Genomic DNA, 18,258 nt, shown 5'->3' with positions numbered 1-18,258 from the left:
CGCATGATCGAACCGGGTTGTGTCGCCGGTTGGCAAGATCGGCCCGGAGTGCGTACCTCATGCTACTGGGCGCCTTTCGAGCCTTCGACCGGGGGGAAAACCGGTTGCGGACCACCGCCCTGGTCACGCCATGATGGCGCGACCAGGCCCCCTCACGAGGGGTGCCCCTCGAACGCAGGAGAACGAATGCGCCGTTTCCTCGGAATGACTCAGCGCCCCCACCGGACGACTGTCTTCGAGGAATCGACCACGCATGCACACCCTGAACATCGGAATTCTGGCCCACGTCGACGCGGGTAAGACCAGCCTCACCGAGCGACTGCTGTTCGACGGTGGCGCCATCGACCGGCTCGGCAGCGTCGACGCCGGGGACACCCGCACGGACGACGGAGCGATCGAGCGGCAGCGCGGGATCACCGTCCGCTCGGCCGTCGCCGCCTTCAGCGTGGGTGATGTACAGATCAACCTGATCGACACCCCCGGGCACTCGGACTTCATCGCCGAGGTCGAACGGGCCCTGGAGGTCCTGGACGGGGCGGTCCTTCTGCTGTCCGCCGTCGAGGGCGTCCAGGCGCAGACCCGCGTCCTGATGAAGACCCTGCGGCGACTCGGCCTGCCCACTCTCGTCCTCGTCAACAAGATCGACCGGGCGGGAGCGCGCCAGGACGACCTCCTCGACGACATTCGGCGCCTCCTCACGCCGCACGCCGTCCCGCTGTCGCGCGTGGAGGACATCGGCACCCCGGCGGCCCGCGTACTGGAGCGCCCCCTCGACGACCTCGCCGCCGGCACGCTCGCGGAGGTCGACCCGGGCGTCCTGGCCGCTCTGGTGGACGGTCCGCCGCCGACCCGGGACGCGCTGCGGGCCGCGCTCACGGCGCGTACCGGCGACGGCTCGCTCCACCCGGTCTTCTTCGGATCGGCAATCGGCGGCCAGGGCGTCGCCGCGCTGGTCGAGGGGCTGATCCAGCTGATCCCCCGCCCCCTCTCCCCCGCCGACGCCGCGCCGCGCGGCACGGTCTTCGCCGTACGGACCGCACCGGGCGGCGAGCGCACGGCCTATCTGCGTTTGTACGAGGGCGAGGTGACACACCGTCAACGGCTGTCCTTCGTACGCCGGGAGACAGACGGCCGAACCCGAGAGGTGCCGGGCCGGGCACGGGATCTCGAGGTGATCGGGCGGCCCGGAGCGGCCACCCTCACCGCGGGCGACATCGCCGCGATCCGCGGGGTCCCCGGCGTCCGGGTCGGCGACCGGCTCGGCCATGTCACCGACCGCGCACCGCAGTTCGCCGCGCCCACGCTGGAGACCCTGGCACGGGCGAAGCACCCGGATCAGGCGGCGGCGCTGCGCACCGCCCTGCTCACGCTGTCCGACCAGGACCCCCTGCTGCACGCCGGGCCCGCCGTGTCCGGCAGCACCGCGCTCCTGCTCTACGGGGAGGTCCAGAAGGAGGTCCTCGCGGCCACGCTCGTACAGGACTTCGGCATCGAGGCCGAGTTCGAGCCGAGCCGGGTGCGGATGCTGGAACGGCCCGACGGCACCGGTGAGGCGTACGAGGAGATCCAGCGGGACGGGCACACGGGGTTCTGGGCGACGGTGGGTCTACGCGTCGAGCCCGGGCCACGCGGCTCCGGTGGCGTCTTCACGTACGAGACCGAACTCGGCGCACTCCCCCGGGCGTTCCACCAGGCGATCGAGGACACGGTCCACGCGACCCTGCTGGACGGACCGCACGGCCGGCCGGTGACCGACTACCGGGTCACCCTGACCCGCTCCGGGTTCGTCGGGCCGCTCAGCACCGCCGCGGACTTCCGCGGACTCACCCCGATCGTGCTGCTGCGCGCCCTGCAGCGGGCGGGGACGCGGGTGTACGAGCCGTACCACGCGTTCGAGGTGGAGATCCCGGCCGACGCGCTCTCCCCAGTGACGGCCGAACTCGCCTCCGCGGGAGCTGAGTTCAAGGAGACGACCGGAGGACGTGACACCTGGGTGGTCACCGGCGGACTGCCCGCCCGAAAGGTGCGGGAGGTCGAACTGCGCCTGCCGGGACTGACCCACGGCGAGGGCGTCTGGTGGTCCCGGCCGTCGGGAGACCGGGCGGTCCGGGCGGCGCGCCGGCCGTATTGACCCGCATTGATCGGCATTGAACCGAGTCCTGGGCGGGCCCGTCGACCATTGATATGGCTCACCCGGAACGGTCTCCCGCGCACGACGGGTTCAGGCCACGAGCAGCCGGAGGCCGAGCTCTGCCGCGTCGAGGGCGACGAGCTCGCGGTTGCGCTCGGCCCACCGGCCCGAGGAAAGGTCGTCGCGGAGTCTGTCGACCGCCCGCTGCTCGGCCTCCGGCCCCACCCTGGTCCATACCGATACCGCGCGGCGCACAGGTTCGTCGAGGTACGCCTCGGGCCGGCGCCAGTAGGCCTCGAAGAAGCCGTCAGCGCAGTCCCACGGGATGAGAACCGGCTCCATGCGGGCCCCGATCGCACCGGCCAGCTGGTCCACCGAGGGGCGGCCGGCGACCAGACCGGCGACCTCAGGCAGGTAGTCGCGGGTGAGCCAGAACCGGTGACGCCAGCCGGTGTCACTGGAGTCGTGCGTGAACACCACGACGCGGCGGGCCACGCGCCGCATCTCCCGCAGCCCGGCGATCGGGTCCCGCCAGTGATGAACGGTGCTGAAGGCCAGCGCGGCGTCGAAGGACTGGTCCTCGAACGGCAGGCTCTCCGCACTGGCGGCCACGCACGGCGCCGCGCCCGCGGGACGCTGTGCGCGCATGGTCGGCGACGGTTCCACCGCGGTGACGTCACGGTCGGGGGGCTCGTAGGAGCCGGTGCCGGCCCCGACATTCAGCACCGTCCGTGCGTCCCCGAGCGCATTCCAGACGCTCGCGGCGATCCGCGGCTCGGTGCGCCGCGTCGCCGGGTAGGCGGACCCGATGGTTTCGTACAACTGCGCCCCGAACACTTTGAGTTGCTCCTCCGGTGTCGTCCTGATCCCCATGGCCCGTGCCTCCAGTTCGCCGTCTATGGCCGTCACCATGGCCGCGGCGCGGTCGCGCTGTTCCAGCAGCAGGCCGCGCAGCCGCCGCAGGTGCGCGACCGCGTCCGTGGCCGGGTCGTCGACCAGAGCCGCGATCTCGCGCAGTCCGAAGCCCAGCCGCCGGTAGGCGAGCACCTCCCGAAGTCGCTCCACGTCGCCCGCCGAGTAGGTCCGGTACCCGGCCGCGGTCCGCGAGGACGGCCGCACGAGGCCGATCTCGTCATAGTGATGCAGCGTGCGGACGCTCACACCGGCCAGTTCGGCCACACGTCCCACGGTCAGGTGCTCCTCCACACCACCGACCATGCGGCATGACGCCACGTGAGGGTCAAGCAATGCGCTCGTTAATCCGGTGGGCGATCTGCCGCCCTCGGAGTCAATTCACCCCGGAGGTGAGTTCACTGAAGAGCTGGTTCGCCGCGGGCGAGGTGAACTGGCGCTGCAGTTCGGCTCGGGCGATCTGCTTCCGGAACTCGCCTTCGTGAGAGGCGTCGCCGGCGTTGTGCATGAGCTCGGTGATCCACGCGGCGAAGGCCTGGTAGTTCCAGATGTGGCTCAGGCAGTCGTCGGAGTAGGTGTCGAGCAGGCTCGCGTCGCCCAGCTGGACCCGCTGGATGACGGCGCGAGCCAGGACCTCGGCGTCGTTGAGGGCGAGGTTGATCCCCTTCGCGCTCATCGGCGGGACGATGTGGGCGGCGTCGCCGAGCAGGTACAGCCTGCCGTAGCTCATCGGGCTGTAGACCACACTGCGCAAGGGCAGGATGCGCTTCTCGGCGATCGGCCCGGTGGGCACGGGTGTACCGAACCGGGCGTCCAGTTCGCTCCAGATGCGCTCGTCGGGCCACTGTTCGACGGTGGCGTCGAGCGGGCACTGGAGGTAGACACGGCTGGCGTTCGCGCCCCGGGGGATCAGTCCGGCCAGGCCGCGGGAGTGGATCGCCATGCCGGAGGGGTGGCTTGCGGGTACGTCGGCGAGGACGCTCAGCCAGGAGTATCCGTATTCGTGGGAGAAGCGCGTCAAGGCGTCTTCGGGGAGGCTGGCGCGGCTGACGCCGTGGTGGCCGTCGCACCCGGCGACGAAGTCGCAGCTGATGGTCTTCGCCGAGCCCGTGCCGTCCCGGTAGCGCACCTGGGGATCGGGGCCGTTGAGGTCTTCCAGGGTGACGCCGGCGGCCTCGAAGCGGAGGTCTCCGCCGTCGCGGAGTAAGACATCGGTGAGGTTGCGGACGAGGACCTGCTGGGGGCAGTACAGGCTTTCGTTGTCGTCGCCGGTGTCGATCGGCATTTCCTCGCCGTCGATGAAGAAGCCGCCCTCGGCCTCGACGATGGGGTTGCCCTCCACGACCTCATCGAGTCCCCACGCCCGGAACAGGCGCACTCCGCGGGTGTCGATGGTGCCGGCGCGCTGGCGCAACTCGACGTAGGCGCGGCTGTGCTTTTCCAGCACGGTGCAGCTGATGCCCTCGCGGAGCAGGAAGTTGCCGAGCGTGAGCCCAGCCACCCCAGCTCCCACGATGACGACGGTCGTGTTCTCGGGTGTTTCTGTCATGTCGGAGCCTTCTCGGAAGCGGGCGGCACACGGTCCTGGCAGAGCAGGGACGGGTGTGCCGCCTTGTGATGGTTCGCCTTTCTGACCACCACTGTGGAAGCCGACGACGCCTCCACCAACCGGTGAATGAACTCCAGATACCGAAAAGCCGCCAAGTTCCTCGGGGGCTACTTCGCGTGACCGCGCAGCTCCGCCTGATAGCGGCCAGGAGTCTGGCCGACGACCTCGGTGAAGGCGTCGATGAAGCCGGAGGGATTCGACCACCCGCACTCGGTCGCGGTGTCGGTGACCGACCGGCCGGCGGTGAGGTGCACCAGGGCATGGTGGATACGCAGGATGGTGCGCCAGCGTTGGAAGCTCATGCCGAGTTCGGTGTGGAACAGGCGGCTCAGGGTGCGCTCGCCGGCCCCGGCGGCACGCCCCAGCTCGGTGAGGGTCGCGGCCCGGCCGGGGTCGGCGTGCAGAAGATCGGTGACGGCGCGCAGGCGGTCGTCGGCCGGTTCGGGCAGGTGCAGCGACTGCTCGGGCGTCTCGGCGACCTCGTCGATCACCACCGCGAGCAGCCGCCCGAAAGCCCCCGGTCGTGCCTCTGCCCGCCCGGTCAGCGCCAGGAGGGCTTCGCGCAGCAGAGGGTTCACGGTGAACACACTGGGGCGGGCGGGCAACGTGTCGCACAGGTCGGCCGGGATGGTGAGCAGGCGGACGTCGGTCTCGCCGTAGAACCGGTGGGAGTGTTCGAAGCCGGGCGGCGTCCACGTCGCCCGGTTGGCCGGAGCGACCCAGGTCCCGCGTTCGGTCGTGGTGGCCACCGCGCCCGCGGCCGCATAGACCAGCTGACCATCGCCATGGGAGTGCGTGTCGAGGCGGTAGCCGTGCGGAAGCCGGCCTGCGCCGGTGGGCGTTGTCGGGTGCGGCGCAGGGGGCCGCGAGGAAGCTTGGCGGGTTTTCGGCATAGGTGGCCAGTTTACCGACGGTTCGGACCGAAAGGCTGTCCCGGCCGTGTCACCTCATCCCCCGACCACGCCCTCGCGCCCGCATCGCTGACTGGCGCTGACCCTGGGCTAGGGCTAGGGCCAGGGCCAGGGCTGTTGGGCTAAGGCTGTTGGGCTAGGGCTGTTGAGGCTGCTCTGCCGCGCAGCGCCGGCGTTCGCGACTCAAAGGTCCGTGATGGCCATCCACAGGTCCACGTCGGAGATCATCAGTCGGCCCGGCCGCTGTGTGGCCCCGTCCGGGACGACCGCACGCACCACGGGCTGGTCGCCCTTCTCGATGGTCACCTTCGTGCCGTCGAACTTCGCCGACTTGGCGCGGACGACCGAACGCAGCTTGGCCGCGACGCGGTCGGCGGTCGCCTCGTCCTTGACCACGAGGCAGAGCGTCTCGATGTTCTTGGCGGCGGAGGCAGCCCGCTGGCCGAGGGCGGACAAGCGCACCGGCTTGGTGGAGGTGAGCGGATTGAAGTCGGCACGGTAGACGTCGCCCAGGCACTCGACTGCGCGCCGGTAGTCCTTCTTGTCGGCCAGCGAGGCGCCCTCCTTCGGGTTGACGGCCGCCATGGGGGTGTCGCCCTGGGCGGAGTAGGAGATCTCGTCCTGCGAGACCTGGAACGACACCCCCGTGCCACCGGGATGCGCCCAGGTCCGTCTGCCGTCGTCTTCGCGCTGCTTGTAGCCGTTCGCCTTCAGTGATGCGGTGATGGCGGCCGCGTCGAACGAGCCCTCCCAGCGGCCCGCGCCCTTGGTGTCGACAGCCGTGTCGATCTGGGTCACCTTCAAGTCCTGCCCCCACGGCCCGGGTTCGTACGCGTTCAGCAGGCTGCTGCCCGTCTGGCCGACAGAGGCGAACCGCTTCTCATCGCCCTTGCTCAGCTCACGCACCTTGGCGGCGTCGAGGTAGGTCACTTGGCTCGTGCCGTTGTCGTCGGCCAGGGCCCCCAGCCCCTCCAGCACCTTGGAGCTGTCACCGCCGTTGCCGGAGTCGGACGAACAGCCGGTGCCGGCGGCCAGGAAGACGGCGAGAGCGGCGCCGCCGAGGACAGATCTGAGCGCTGTTGTGAGCATGACGAGGAAGCGTACCGGCGTGATCCGGAGAATCTGTCCTGGAGACACCTATGCTCAGGCGTGCGCCAAGAGCAGCGGTTGGAAGAAGCCTGTCTCCTGCGGCATCCGCCACCCGGGATCCACAAAGCCTGCGTCCGCCGCAAGGACGGCCAGTCGGTTCCGGCTGAGCGCCCAGTAGGTGGTCCGGTGGACCTGGACGCGCCACTCTCCGCCTGCCGACAGGAGTTGGAAGAGTTCCACGTCGTAGTGCTCGCCGTCCTCGTGCCAGTGCCAGAGCTGGAAGGTGACGGTCCGTTCTCGCCCATCCGCGGGCCGGTGAACCTGCGGAGGCGTGGAAACGGGGCGGTTGCGCAGCAGGTCGTCGTAGGGGCGTGTGCTGACCAGCAGCAGTCCGCCGGGACGCAGCACCCGGCGCATCTCCACCAGGGCGGCATGGACGTCCTGCTCCGTCAGAAGGTGGGGCAGGGAGTTGTCGGCGCAGACGACGGCGTCGAACCGGGCGTCTGGAAAGGGGAGGCGCCGCATGTCGGCGACGGCGGCGCGCAGCGTCACATTCCGGAGGGCGGCCTCACGGGCAGCGCGGGCGGCGGCGCGGGGACTGAGGTCCGTCGCGGTGACGCTGTGCCCGCGCAGCGCCAGGCCGATGGCCTGCGTGCCGATGCCGCACGAACAGTCCAACACCGCTGCCCGGTCCACGCCGATCAGGGCGTCAAGGGCGTCCCCCTGCCGGCGAATACCGGCGTCCCAGTCCGCGTAGATCAGGTGGTAGTCGTCGGCCAGTCCGTCGTAGAACTGTGCCACCGAGGTCTCGGGCATGGCCCGAGGCTACTGTGCCTGAGCTCCCTCCCGCCGGCCGTCGCCGCCCTCGTCATGGCCTTCACCTCACTCGGCCACCAGCTGCGCCCCGTCCACCACCAGCCCCCTCGTACTCCGTGGGCAGCGAACCGGCAGCGAACCTTCCCCGGCCCAACCAGTCGGCCTGTCAGGGGGCTTGGCGGGTACACGGACGGTTGAAAGGAGGACCGTCGACATGACGACGTCCATCAAGCGCATGCCCGGTTGGGCGAAGGTGGTCTCCGCCTTCGTGCTGGTGCTCGCGGTGCTCTTCGCCGGGCTGCGGCTGGCCGTTCTGCCGGGACTGCGCGATGTGTTCGGCACGGAGACACGCGACAATTCGGGCCCCACACTTCTCAAGTCGATCCAGGACATGAGCCGTTACGACGCCGCTTCGGGCAACTTCCAGGTTGTCGTGGACCTGGAGAAGGACGCCAAGTACCTGCCCGACGCGATCCGCGGCACCCGCACGCTGTACGTGGGGGCCGGCACGGTCGACGCCTATGTCGATCTCGGCCATCTCGGCGAGAAGGACGTGAAGGTCGACAAGGACCGCACGTCGGCCACGCTCCATCTGCCGCACGCTGCGCTGGGCAAACCCGCACTCGATCCCGACCACTCCTACGCCGTCTCGAAGCAGCGCGGTCTGCTCGACCGGATCGGCGACATCTTCTCGGGCAACCCGAACGACGAACGGGCCGTGCAGCGGCTCGCTGCCAAGCACATCGGCGCGGCCGCCAAGGACAGCCGGCTGACCGCGCGGGCCGAGGAGAACACCACCGGCATGCTCGAAGGCCTGTTGCGTTCTCTCGGCTTCAAGGAGGTGACCGTCACCTACGGTGCCTGAGTCCGGGCGGCACCGGCGGCGCCGGGGGCGATCACGCGGTCGCACCCGGCGCCGGAGGCGGTCCCCGGATGGCAGTCCCGTCCGTGCGGGCAGACGATGGAAGGAGGCAAGGAAGGGAACCGTCATGCTGGAGATCAAGACGGTCGACAAGCCCGATGAGCGACGCGATTTCCCGCGCGGCCACCTCGAAGCGGTTCACATGAGCGGGCTCGACTTCGCCGTGGGAACCTTCGAACCGGGCTGGCGCTGGTCCGAGTCCGTGGGCCCGATCGCCGGGACGAAGAGCTGCGAGGTCCACCACAACGGCTATGTCGTACAGGGACGGATGCACCTCGTCATGGACGACGGCGGCGAGGGCGAGGTAGGACCCGGCGACGTCTTCGTCTGTCCCCCCGGGCACGACGCGTGGGTCGTGGGTGACGAACAGGTCGTCGTGTACGACTTCGCGGGAGGCATGGCCACCGACTACGCGAAGGCGAAGGACGCCTAGAGCCTGACCTACTCCCCGTGGGCCGGACCGCGTCATCCTGGCCTCTCGTGGCGCGGCCCCGGACCGCGTCCACTGCATTCTCCCGTGCACGGACCGGACCGCGTCATCACGCCCTCTCGCGGCGCTGACCTGCCCTTTCGCGACCCCGTCGCGGCACTGACCACGCCGGGGTCATGGCGCTGCCGCAAAAGCCCTCCCCTTTGCCGAGTCCTGGGCATCCTCGGCCCCATCGGGGGTATCCGGGCTGCACCAGAGGGCAGTTCGACAAGGGGAGGGTCGCATGGTCCGCACCGCATTGCGCACGCGTGCCGCGAAGGCAGGTCGCCGGAAATCGGCACCGAAGTCAGGATCGGACCGGGGGAAGTCGACGCCGAAGTCCGAGCGGGGGAAGTCGGCGTCGAAGCCCGAGCGGGGCAAGGGGGCCTCGAAGTCCGAGCGGGGCACGTCGCAGAAGTCGCGGTCCTTCTTCGGCCGACGGACGACGTCGGCACAGGCACCGGCACGAGAGCCCAGTGCCCTGGCGCTGCCCTTCCGGCTGCTGGCCATGCTGATCGCCTTCGCGGCCATGGTCGCCTTCGCGGTCGCACTGGCCCGGCTGACGCTGGAGCCCTCACCGGCGTCGACCGCGCTGATCCACGACAACCTTCACCCCGGGCGCTCCCTGCGGGCCTATCTCGACCAGCCGGAGCTGCGCGACGCCGTCAAGCAGATCGGCGGGAACCTCCTGCTCGGGGTGCCTTTCGGAGTGCTGCTCCCCGTGGTGGCTCCGAAGACCCGCGGAATCCTGCGCGTCCTCGCGCTCACCGCGGCGGTCATGCTCCTGGTCGAGCTCGTTCAGGGAGCTCTCATCACCGGGCGTTCCTTCGACATCGACGACGTCATCCTCAACACGACCGGGGCGCTGGTGGGTTACCTGCTTCTGGGGCGCCGGTTCGGCAGGGCGGTGCACCCGAGGAAGCGTCTTCGCGCCTGAGACATCACCCCAACTATTGGTCCGGACCAGAGTCTTGACACTCCCTTACCTCACTTCTTAAATCAAGAGGCGAAGCATGCACCCCCCACCTCAGTCGGCTCACTCTCCCCCCGGGTAGCCGTACGGAAATGAGAGTCATGGACTCCCCACGCCTGCTCCGAAGATGCCTCTTCGCCGCACTGTCCGCCGCACTCGTCGCCTCCGCCTCGGCCGTCGTCGCTCCCGCCCACGCGGGTCCGGCGGCCGCCGCGGCGGCCGTGACGTTCCAGGACACCTTCGACGGTGCGGCCGGTTCGGCCGTCGACTCGTCCAAGTGGCAGATAGAGACCGGCGACAACGTCAACAACCATGAACGGCAGTACTACACCTCGGGCAACAAGAACGCGGCGCTGGACGGCCAGGGCCATCTGGTGATCACGGCCCGCAAGGAGAATCCGGCCAACTACCAGTGCTGGTACGGCACATGCCAGTACACGTCGGCCCGGCTGAACACCTCCGGGAAGTTCACGTCGACGTACGGCCATGTCGAGGCCCGGATGAAGATCCCGCGCGGGCAGGGCATGTGGCCCGCGTTCTGGATGCTCGGCAGCGACATCGGACAGGTCGGCTGGCCGAACTCCGGTGAGATCGACGTCATGGAGAACGTCGGCTTCGAACCGTCCACCGTCCACGGCACGATCCACGGTCCGGGGTACTCCGGGTCCGGCGGTATCGGCGCCGGCTACACCCTGCCGAACGGCCAGGCCTTCGCGGACGCCTTCCACACCTTCGCGGTCGACTGGGCACCGAACACGATCACCTGGTCGGTGGACGGAACGGTCTACCAGCGGCGTACGCCCGCCGATCTGGGCGGAAACAGCTGGGTGTTCAACAAGCCGTTCTTCCTGATCCTGAACCTCGCGGTCGGCGGGTACTGGCCGGGCGACCCCGACGGCTCCACCACGTTCCCGCAGCAGCTCGTCGTCGACGAGGTGAAGGTCACGACGAGCGACAGCTCCGGCGGCACCGGCGGTCCGATCAAGGGCCTCGCAGGCAAGTGCGTGGACGTGGCCGCCGCCAATTCGGCCAACGGAACGCCCGTACAGCTCTACGACTGCAACGGGACCGCCGCCCAGCAGTGGACGGTGTCCTCGGACGGCACGATCCGCGCGCTCGGCAAGTGCCTGGACGTCACCGGCAACGGCACGGCGGACGGCTCCACGGTCCAACTGTGGGACTGCAATGGCGGCCCCAACCAGAAATGGACGGTCACCGCGGCGCGCGACATCGTGAACCCGCAGGCCAACAAGTGTCTCGATGTCACGGGCAACAACTCGGCCAATGGCACACGACTGCAGATCTGGTCGTGTTCCGGCGGAGCCAACCAGAAGTGGACGGTCGGCTGACAGACCGCCGGGTCGAGACAGGACGCATCCCCGTCGTTGCTGACAGGTGGAGCGGCTTGGCACCTGCGGTCGTCCGGGACCCCGGCCAGATCGGCTCGCTGATGACGCTGATCAACTGCGTCTGTCGGCGGGCCGATCGCGCCGGTGTCAGCATCCTCGACCAGCAGCTCCTCGTTCGGACGGGCCGCCACAAGCGGCCCTCCAGACACCAGCCAGAAGTCCTGTGGCCGCAGGCCGGACGTCTCGGTCCACCGGGGCAGCAGCCCCGTACGGCGTCCCCTCGCGTGCACCCGCCGACCTGCGTCTGCCGGTGAGGAGAGATACAAGTGAGAAGGGAGTCGACGCGACGGGACGACACGTGGGCCGCGCCGCTGCTCTGCTGTGCCTCTGCGGGACCCGAGAGCCCGGGGGCAGGATGGGCGATGAATGGACATGGAGAACGCCGGCCCCCTCGGAGACGGCCACCTTCCGGATCCGGTCACCGCGGCCACGGCAGTCGTGGATGCGCGCGGGATTGTGACGGGGTGGAGCACCAGTGCCGAGCAGTTTCTCGGGTACCCGTCCGAGGACGTCGTCGGGCGTCCGGCAGCCGGCCTGCTCGGCCGGAATGCCGACACCCCGGTCGATTTCTCGTCAGCCGACGAGGGGTGGCGGGGGACGCCCCCTCTGCGGCACCGGGACGGCCACGATGTGGAAGCCGAGCTCCGGGCCTACGCGTCGCTCGACCGCGAGGGCGGCACACAGTGGCTCATCGTAGCCACGCCGTCGCAGCGGCCGTATCCGCGTCGGGCGCCACATCCGGTTGAGGCCGAGGCGACGACAGAAGAAGCCTTCGCTCAGTGCCACCTGCCTGTGATGATCTACGACGCCGAGTTGCGGGTTCTGCGCGGAAGCGCCGGGGCGGTCCGCGCGCTGGGCCTCTCGGAGCGGCAGATACGTGGTCGGCGTGTCACCGACATCCTGCCTCCCCACATCTGCACGAAGGTCGAAGAGGGCATGCGCAGGGTTTTCGAGACGGGAGAGCCGGAGTTCTTCCAAGTGCGTGGCCGACCACACCCCGAAGCCCGCGGACATTACTGGGCCGTTACCGTGGCGCCCGTCAGGAACCCGGCAGGGGAGGTGCGCCACGTTCAGCTCATGGCGCTCGACATCACTGAACTGCACCTGGCCCGAGAGCGGCTCGCTCTGCTGAATGACGTCAGCACGCAGGTGGGCAGCACTCTGGACGTGACGCGCACGGCCCAGGAGATGGCCGACGTGGCAGTGGGCCGACTCGCCGACTTCATCAGCATCGACCTGCTGGACTCACTGCTGCGTGGTTTCGAGCCCAGACCCTTCGACGAGGGTTCCATCGGGCTGCGCCGCGTTGCTCAGCAGTCCGTGCTGCCCGGTGTACCCGAGTCGCTGATCCAGCCTGGAGACGTGGACTATTACCCAGCGTCCTCACCTCCCATCCGCTGCCTGCTCACAGGCCGTTCGTCGCTGCACCGCACCCTGGACGAAGCCGTCGGCAGCTGGCAGACGGCAGACCCCGAGCGCGCGGAGAAGGTCCGCGCCTTCGGAATACACTCGATCTTGGTCGTACCGCTGCGCGCCCGAGGTATCACGCTCGGGGTGGCCGTGCTCGTGCGCCACCGGCGCCCGCACCCCTTCGACGAAGACGATCTGCTTCTCGCTGAGGAGATCGCCGCTCGCGCTGCCGTCGCCGTGGACAATGCCCGCCGTTTCACCCGCGAGCGGACCACCGCACTGGCCCTGCAGCGAAGCCTGCTTCCGCAGCACCTGGCCGCCCAGGATGCCGTGGAGGTGGCTCATCGGTACCTGCCGGCTCGCTCCCAGGCAGGGCTTGGCGGCGACTGGTTCGATGTCATACCCCTGTCGGGCGCCCGCGTCGCCCTGGTGGTCGGAGACGTCGTCGGCCACGGCCTACGGGCCTCAGCCACCATGGGCCGGCTACGGACTGCGGTGCGCACGCTTGCCGACGTCGACCTGCCTCCCGAGGAGCTCCTCGTCCATCTCGATGACCTGGTCGGTCACCTCAAGACGGAGGAAGGCACTGCCGCGGAGTCGGAACCCGACATCGCCAGCGATCTCATCGCCACCTGCTTGTACCTGGTCTACGACCCGGTGTCGCGCCGCTGCACCGCCGCCGCCGCGGGCCATCCCCCGCCGGCCATGGTGACGCCCGACGGCAGAGCGGATTTCATCGAGCTGTCTGCCGGACCTCCGTTGGGCGTGGGCGGTCTCCCCTTCGAATCGGTCGAATGGGAAGTACCTCAGGGCAGCATCTTGGCGCTGTACACGGACGGCCTCCTCGAAGTCGCCGAACACGACATCGGCAAGGGCATGACACTGTTGCTGCAACGCCTGGAACGCCCCGCGCGCTCACTGGATGCAGCCTGCGACGACCTGATCCAGACCATGCTCCCCGCGCAGCCGTCGGACGACGTCGCCCTCCTCCTGGCACGTACCCGGTCCCTCGACTCGGACCAGGTCGCCACCTGGGACCTGCCCTCCGATCCGGCAGCGGTGGCGGACGCTCGGCGCAAGGTCTCCCAGCGCCTGACGGACTGGGGGCTGGACCAGGTCACCTTCACGACCGAGTTGATCGTGAGCGAACTGGTCACCAACGCGATCCGCTACGGGGGCCCTCCCGTCCAGCTGCGCCTGATCCGCGGCGCTGCGCTCATCTGCGAGGTGTCCGACAGCAGCAGCACCGCCCCGCACATGCGCCGGGCCCGTATGTTCGACGAAGGCGGGCGCGGCCTGATGATGGTCGCCCAGCTGACCGAACGCTGGGGGACGCGCCATCTGCCCGGAGGAAAGGCGATCTGGGCCGAGATCGGCATACCGAACGAGCGGCCGTGAGGACTGCCGGCAACAAACTTGGACCTCCCCCCTCCTTGCCGTTCCTCCTGAACACTCACGACAGCCGCACAAACACGTGTTCGCGCCGCAGAGTCGAAGCGCTCGAGGAAAACCGAGAGGAAAACCGACTCGAGGGATCCGATCGGTCACGTCACTGCCTGGCGACACGAGCCCTTTCGGACCAGTGAGCGTGGTCAGTCACCGGAGCTCTGACGCTCACCGTAGGGGACCACCGCCACGGGGCAGTGCGCATGGTGCAGCACAGCATGGACGACGTGCCCCAACGGCGTGCCGAGCCTGTGCGCCGGCCGACGGGCACCGACCACAACCAAATCCGCGTGAGCGGACGCATCGACAAGAGCACCGGCCGGGGATTGGGCTCGCACCAGTTCACTGGTCACCGTCAGGTCGGGATATTCGTCCCGCACAGGTGCTATCAGGCGGGCGATGGAACTCGCCTGCTCCTCGGCGACCTCCGTGAGGTCGCCGAGCATCGGCACCATGCTCCCGGCGTACTGGTAGTAGGTGTAGGCGCTCAGCACACGCAGCGAGGCCTTGTGGCGGTAGGCGGTCTCCGCCGCGAACCGCATCACGTCGAGGTCACGCTCGTCGCGTACGGCGACCAGCACGGCGTCTGTGGTGACGTGACCGGGCGTGCCACGCACCACGACGACAGGAGCGGTCGCGCAGGCGGCGACGCGGAGTCCCACTGAGCCGAGCAGGAGCGCCGAGAATCCGCCGGCTCCACGGGTACCCACCACCGTCAGACCATCGTCACCCGCTTCGCCGAGCAACGCCGCGGCAGCGGCGTCGCGGCTGACCATGGAGGTGACGCGGATGCCAGGGGCCTGGTCTTCCGCTTGTGCAGCCGCACGTTCCACGGTGTTCAGACCTGCACCGAGGACCCGCTGGACCACGGAGTCGCGGGCCAGTTCCGTGCCCCAGGTATCGAGGCCAGTGGCGCACACGATGTGCAGGGGCACGCCTCTGGATGAGGCTTCGACGGCGGCCCACCTCACCGCCAGTGCGGCACCCTCGGAACCGTCCGCCCCCACAGTGATCGGTCCGTGCACGGCAACCATGATCCCTCCAAGGTTCAAGGCCATTCCACCCTGACACCGCATGCAAAGCTCTGGAAGCTGCCGTTCGTCCCGAGGCGGGGCCGAACGGCCCTATGCGATCACCGTCGCCGAATGAGGCAGAGTCCTGATCGCCACCCGACTCGTCATGTTCGACTCGCGTGCGGGCACGGCCGAGCGCACACGAGAGCGCGCCCAGCCGTGGGGCACGCGGTGCGGGAGGTGACGCTGCCGCGCACGTGGTCGTCGAGGAGGCCGAGGGCGACTTCCTGCGGGGCGCGGTTGGCGACGGTGGTCATGGGCGTTCGTCTCCCTCGCGCGTACCGCCGGCCGTGGGAGCGGTGTAGCGGTCAGGGTCGGCGTCGAACATGGCGGCGCAGTGCGCGGAGCAGAAGTGGCAGGTGCCGTTTTCGGTTTGCCGGTGCTCGGTGGTGGTCGCCTTGTCCACCCGCATGCCGCACACCGGGTCGGCGACCATGCTGTCGCCGTTGCCTGCGGAGGTGGACTGGTAGTGCCCGTGGCCCGCCGGGGCGGCCGTGCCGACAACTGGGGCTCGGGCAGCGGCGTACTCGGCACGGGGCTGGATCTGGGCGGGCCGGGCATCGGGCAGCGGCTGAGCGTGCCAGCGGCGCAGCCGGGAGGAGTTGGTGACGACCGAGAGGGAGCTGAGCGCCATGGCCGCGGCGGCGATGATCGGGCTGAGGCGGATGCCCCACAGCGGGTACAGGGCGCCGGCGGCGAGGGGGATGCCGACGGCGTTGTAGACCAGGGCGAAGAACAGGTTCTGCCGGATGTTGCGCATCGTGGCCCGCGACAGCTGGATGGCCGTGACAACTCCGCCGAGTGAGCCGGAGATCAGGGTGATGTCGGCGGCCTCGATGGCGACGTCGGTGCCGGTGCCGATGGCCAGGCCGACGTCTGCGGCGGCCAGGGCGGGGGCGTCGTTGATGCCGTCGCCGACCATGCCGACAGTGCGGCCTTCAGCCTGCAGGCGACGGATCTCGTCGGACTTGTGCTCGGGCAGCACTTCGGCGAGCACCCGGGTGACGCCGACCTGCGTGGCGATGGCGGCGGCGGTGCGGGTGTTGTCGCCGGTGAGCATGACGACGTCGATGCCCATGCGCTGCAGGGCGGCGATGGCGGCGGCGGAGTCGTCCTTGACGGTGTCGGCGACGGCAAGCACGCCGGCAGGCTGTCCGTCGACCGCGGCGAGGACGGGGGTCTTGCCCTCGGCGGAGTGAGCGGCCGCCACAGGGGTCAGTGCGGTGGCGTCGATGCCGACGTCGCTCAGCAGCCGGGCGGTGCCGACCACGACGGTGTGCCCGTCGACGGTGGCCTGGACGCCCTTGCCGGTGACGGAGTCGAAGCCGGTCGCTGTGGGCGGGTTGAGGCCGCGGTCGTGGACGCCGTTGGCGATGGCCCGCGCGAGTGGGTGCTCGCTGTCGGCCTCGGCCGCCGCGACCAGCCGCAGCAGCTCTGTCTCGTCGAACCCGTGGACGGGGTGGACGTCGGTCAGGACGGGCTTGCCGACGGTGACGGTGCCGGTCTTGTCGAGCACGACGGTGTCCAGCTTGTGCGCGGTCTCCAGGGCTTCGGCGGAGCGGATCAGGATGCCGGCCTGGGCTCCCTTGCCCGTGCCGACCATCACCGACAGTGGAGTGGCAAGGCCCAGCGCGCACGGGCAGGCGATGATCAGCACCGCGACCGCGGAGACCAGTGCCAGGGTCAGCGCGGGGGACGGGCCCAGGGTGAACCAGATGGCGAAGGTGCCGATCGCGATCGCGATGACCGCAGGCACGAAGTACGCCGATACGGCGTCGGCGAGCCGCTGGATGGGGGCCTTGGACGCCTGGGCCTGCTGCACGAGGCGGATGATCTGGGCGAGCATCGTGTCGGCGCCGACCTTGGCCGCTCGCACCCGCAGGGATCCGGTGCCGTTGACAGTGGCCCCGACGACGACGTCGCCGCTGCGCTTCGTGACGGGCATCGGCTCGCCGGTGACCATAGACTCGTCGACGGCGGAGGAGCCCAAAACAACCTCGGCGTCGACGGGGATCTTCTCTCCTGGCCGTATGACGAGCTCGTCGCCGACCACGACGTCCTCGACCGGGATCTCGGTCTCGATTCCGTCCCGCACGACGCGGGCGGTGCGGGCCTGCAGGCCCAGGAGGGCTCGGATGGCCTCGCCGGTGCCGGCCTTCGCCCGGGCCTCCAGCAGTCGCCCGAGCAGGATCAGGGTCAGGATGACGCCGACGGCCTCGAAGTAGACCTCCCGCACGTCCTCGGGCAGCAGGCCGGGGACGAGGGTGACCAGCAGGCTGTAGCCGTAGGCGGCAGACGTGCCGAGGGTGATCAGGGAGTTCATGTCGGCGGCCCGGTGGCGCAGGGTCAGCCAGCCCGTCACGTGGATCGGCCACCCGGTGTAGAACATCACCGGCGTGATCATCACCAGCTGCAGCCAGTGATTCAGTATCCAACCGGGCACCCAGTCTGCGCCGAAGAGTTCGTGCGCCATCACCACGAACAGCACCGGGGCAGTGAGGACCGCTCCCACCAGGACCCTGCGGGTGAGGTCCTTGATCTCTGCCTGTCGCTCTGCGACATCCGCGGCCTCCGACTCGGCTGCCGTCCGCTCCTCACCTGCCGACCTGCCGCCAGCGGCAGGAGGAGCAACAGGAGGAGGCGTGGCCGCGGCGCCATGACCGTCCGAGGCAGGCTGTGCGGAGGCTTCCACAGGTTCGACCAGCAGCGTGCCGTGGATCATGTTCATGCCGCAGGCGAAGCCGAAGGAGCCCGGCCGGTCGGGGTTCAGCCGCACGGTGGTGCGCTTGTGGGCGGGCAAGCCAGCACCGACCTTCAGATCGGGGAAGACCACACGGGACGTGCACTCGCCTGCCTCCTGCCGGTCGAAGACCAGCTCCACCGGGATGCCCTGGCGGACCTTGATCAGGTCGGGACTGTAGCCACCTCGTACCGTGACCTCCACCCGCTGAACCCCGCCCTCCAGCCGGGCGGCACCGGCGCGCCGAGGGCCGAAGAAATACCAGCCCAGCGCGGTGATCAGGACGGCCGAGACCAGGACGACGACGATTTCGAGAGCACCCATGAACTCCTCGCCTCCCTTGCCGGT

13 protein-coding genes are annotated in these 18,258 nt (G+C 69.6%); 6 read left to right on the top strand and 7 right to left on the bottom strand.

Annotated elements, in window-relative coordinates; all coding sequences use genetic code 11:
• Window positions 1-253 precede the first annotated feature (253 nt).
• Window positions 254-2,131: a tetracycline resistance ribosomal protection protein Otr(A) gene (otr(A), locus tag OG788_RS38330; protein WP_406375575.1), complete on the top strand. Its 1,878-nt coding sequence runs from the start codon at window positions 254-256 to the stop codon at window positions 2,129-2,131.
• A 90-nt stretch (window positions 2,132-2,221) separates the two neighbouring features.
• Here the strand turns inward: otr(A) and OG788_RS38325 are convergent, their stop codons facing one another.
• From OG788_RS38325 to OG788_RS38305, 5 genes are all read right to left on the bottom strand, one after another.
• Window positions 2,222-3,349 (bottom strand): methyltransferase domain-containing protein, encoded by a 1,128-nt coding sequence (locus tag OG788_RS38325; RefSeq protein WP_406375574.1) that lies wholly within the window; start codon window positions 3,347-3,349, stop codon window positions 2,222-2,224.
• Between the two features lie 70 nt (window positions 3,350-3,419).
• The gene (locus OG788_RS38320) at window positions 3,420-4,592 is read right to left on the bottom strand and encodes a 4-hydroxybenzoate 3-monooxygenase (RefSeq protein WP_406375573.1); all 1,173 of its coding nucleotides are present in this window, start codon (window positions 4,590-4,592) and stop codon (window positions 3,420-3,422) included.
• 167 nt (window positions 4,593-4,759) lie between these two features.
• Entirely contained in the window at window positions 4,760-5,545 is a 786-nt protein-coding gene (locus OG788_RS38315; RefSeq protein WP_406375572.1) for a helix-turn-helix domain-containing protein, read from the bottom strand.
• 201 nt (window positions 5,546-5,746) lie between these two features.
• Entirely contained in the window at window positions 5,747-6,652 is a 906-nt protein-coding gene (locus OG788_RS38310) for a hypothetical protein (RefSeq protein ID WP_406375571.1), read from the bottom strand.
• A gap of 54 nt (window positions 6,653-6,706) precedes the next feature.
• On the bottom strand, window positions 6,707-7,468 hold the full coding sequence (locus OG788_RS38305; protein ID WP_406375570.1) for a class I SAM-dependent methyltransferase: 762 nt from the start codon (window positions 7,466-7,468) through the stop codon (window positions 6,707-6,709).
• A 214-nt stretch (window positions 7,469-7,682) separates the two neighbouring features.
• On the opposite strand from OG788_RS38305, the gene OG788_RS38300 reads away from it, so the two are divergent.
• From OG788_RS38300 to OG788_RS38280, 5 genes are all read left to right on the top strand, one after another.
• Window positions 7,683-8,333: a DUF4230 domain-containing protein gene (locus OG788_RS38300; protein WP_406375569.1), complete on the top strand. Its 651-nt coding sequence runs from the start codon at window positions 7,683-7,685 to the stop codon at window positions 8,331-8,333.
• 124 nt (window positions 8,334-8,457) lie between these two features.
• Window positions 8,458-8,823, top strand: a complete 366-nt coding sequence (locus tag OG788_RS38295; protein ID WP_406375568.1) for a cupin domain-containing protein — start codon at window positions 8,458-8,460, stop codon at window positions 8,821-8,823.
• A gap of 280 nt (window positions 8,824-9,103) precedes the next feature.
• Window positions 9,104-9,796: a VanZ family protein gene (locus OG788_RS38290; RefSeq protein WP_406375567.1), complete on the top strand. Its 693-nt coding sequence runs from the start codon at window positions 9,104-9,106 to the stop codon at window positions 9,794-9,796.
• 137 nt (window positions 9,797-9,933) lie between these two features.
• A complete protein-coding gene (locus tag OG788_RS38285; protein ID WP_406375566.1) occupies window positions 9,934-11,181 on the top strand; it encodes a ricin-type beta-trefoil lectin domain protein in 1,248 nt (415 codons plus the stop codon).
• Window positions 11,182-11,607: 426 nt separating this feature from the next.
• Window positions 11,608-14,049: a SpoIIE family protein phosphatase gene (locus OG788_RS38280; protein WP_406375565.1), complete on the top strand. Its 2,442-nt coding sequence runs from the start codon at window positions 11,608-11,610 to the stop codon at window positions 14,047-14,049.
• A gap of 194 nt (window positions 14,050-14,243) precedes the next feature.
• Here the strand turns inward: OG788_RS38280 and OG788_RS38275 are convergent, their stop codons facing one another.
• Entirely contained in the window at window positions 14,244-15,122 is an 879-nt protein-coding gene (locus OG788_RS38275; RefSeq protein WP_406375564.1) for a universal stress protein, read from the bottom strand.
• Between the two features lie 301 nt (window positions 15,123-15,423).
• A complete protein-coding gene (locus OG788_RS38270) occupies window positions 15,424-18,234 on the bottom strand; it encodes a heavy metal translocating P-type ATPase (RefSeq protein WP_406375562.1) in 2,811 nt (936 codons plus the stop codon).
• Window positions 18,235-18,258: the final 24 nt, after the last annotated feature.

Source organism: Streptomyces sp. NBC_00647, assembly GCF_045207245.1.
In the GTDB taxonomy this organism is placed as follows: Bacteria; Actinomycetota; Actinomycetes; order Streptomycetales; family Streptomycetaceae; genus Streptomyces.
Note: the sequence above shows the minus strand (reverse complement) of the source record. Positions and strands in the feature narration are given on the sequence as shown.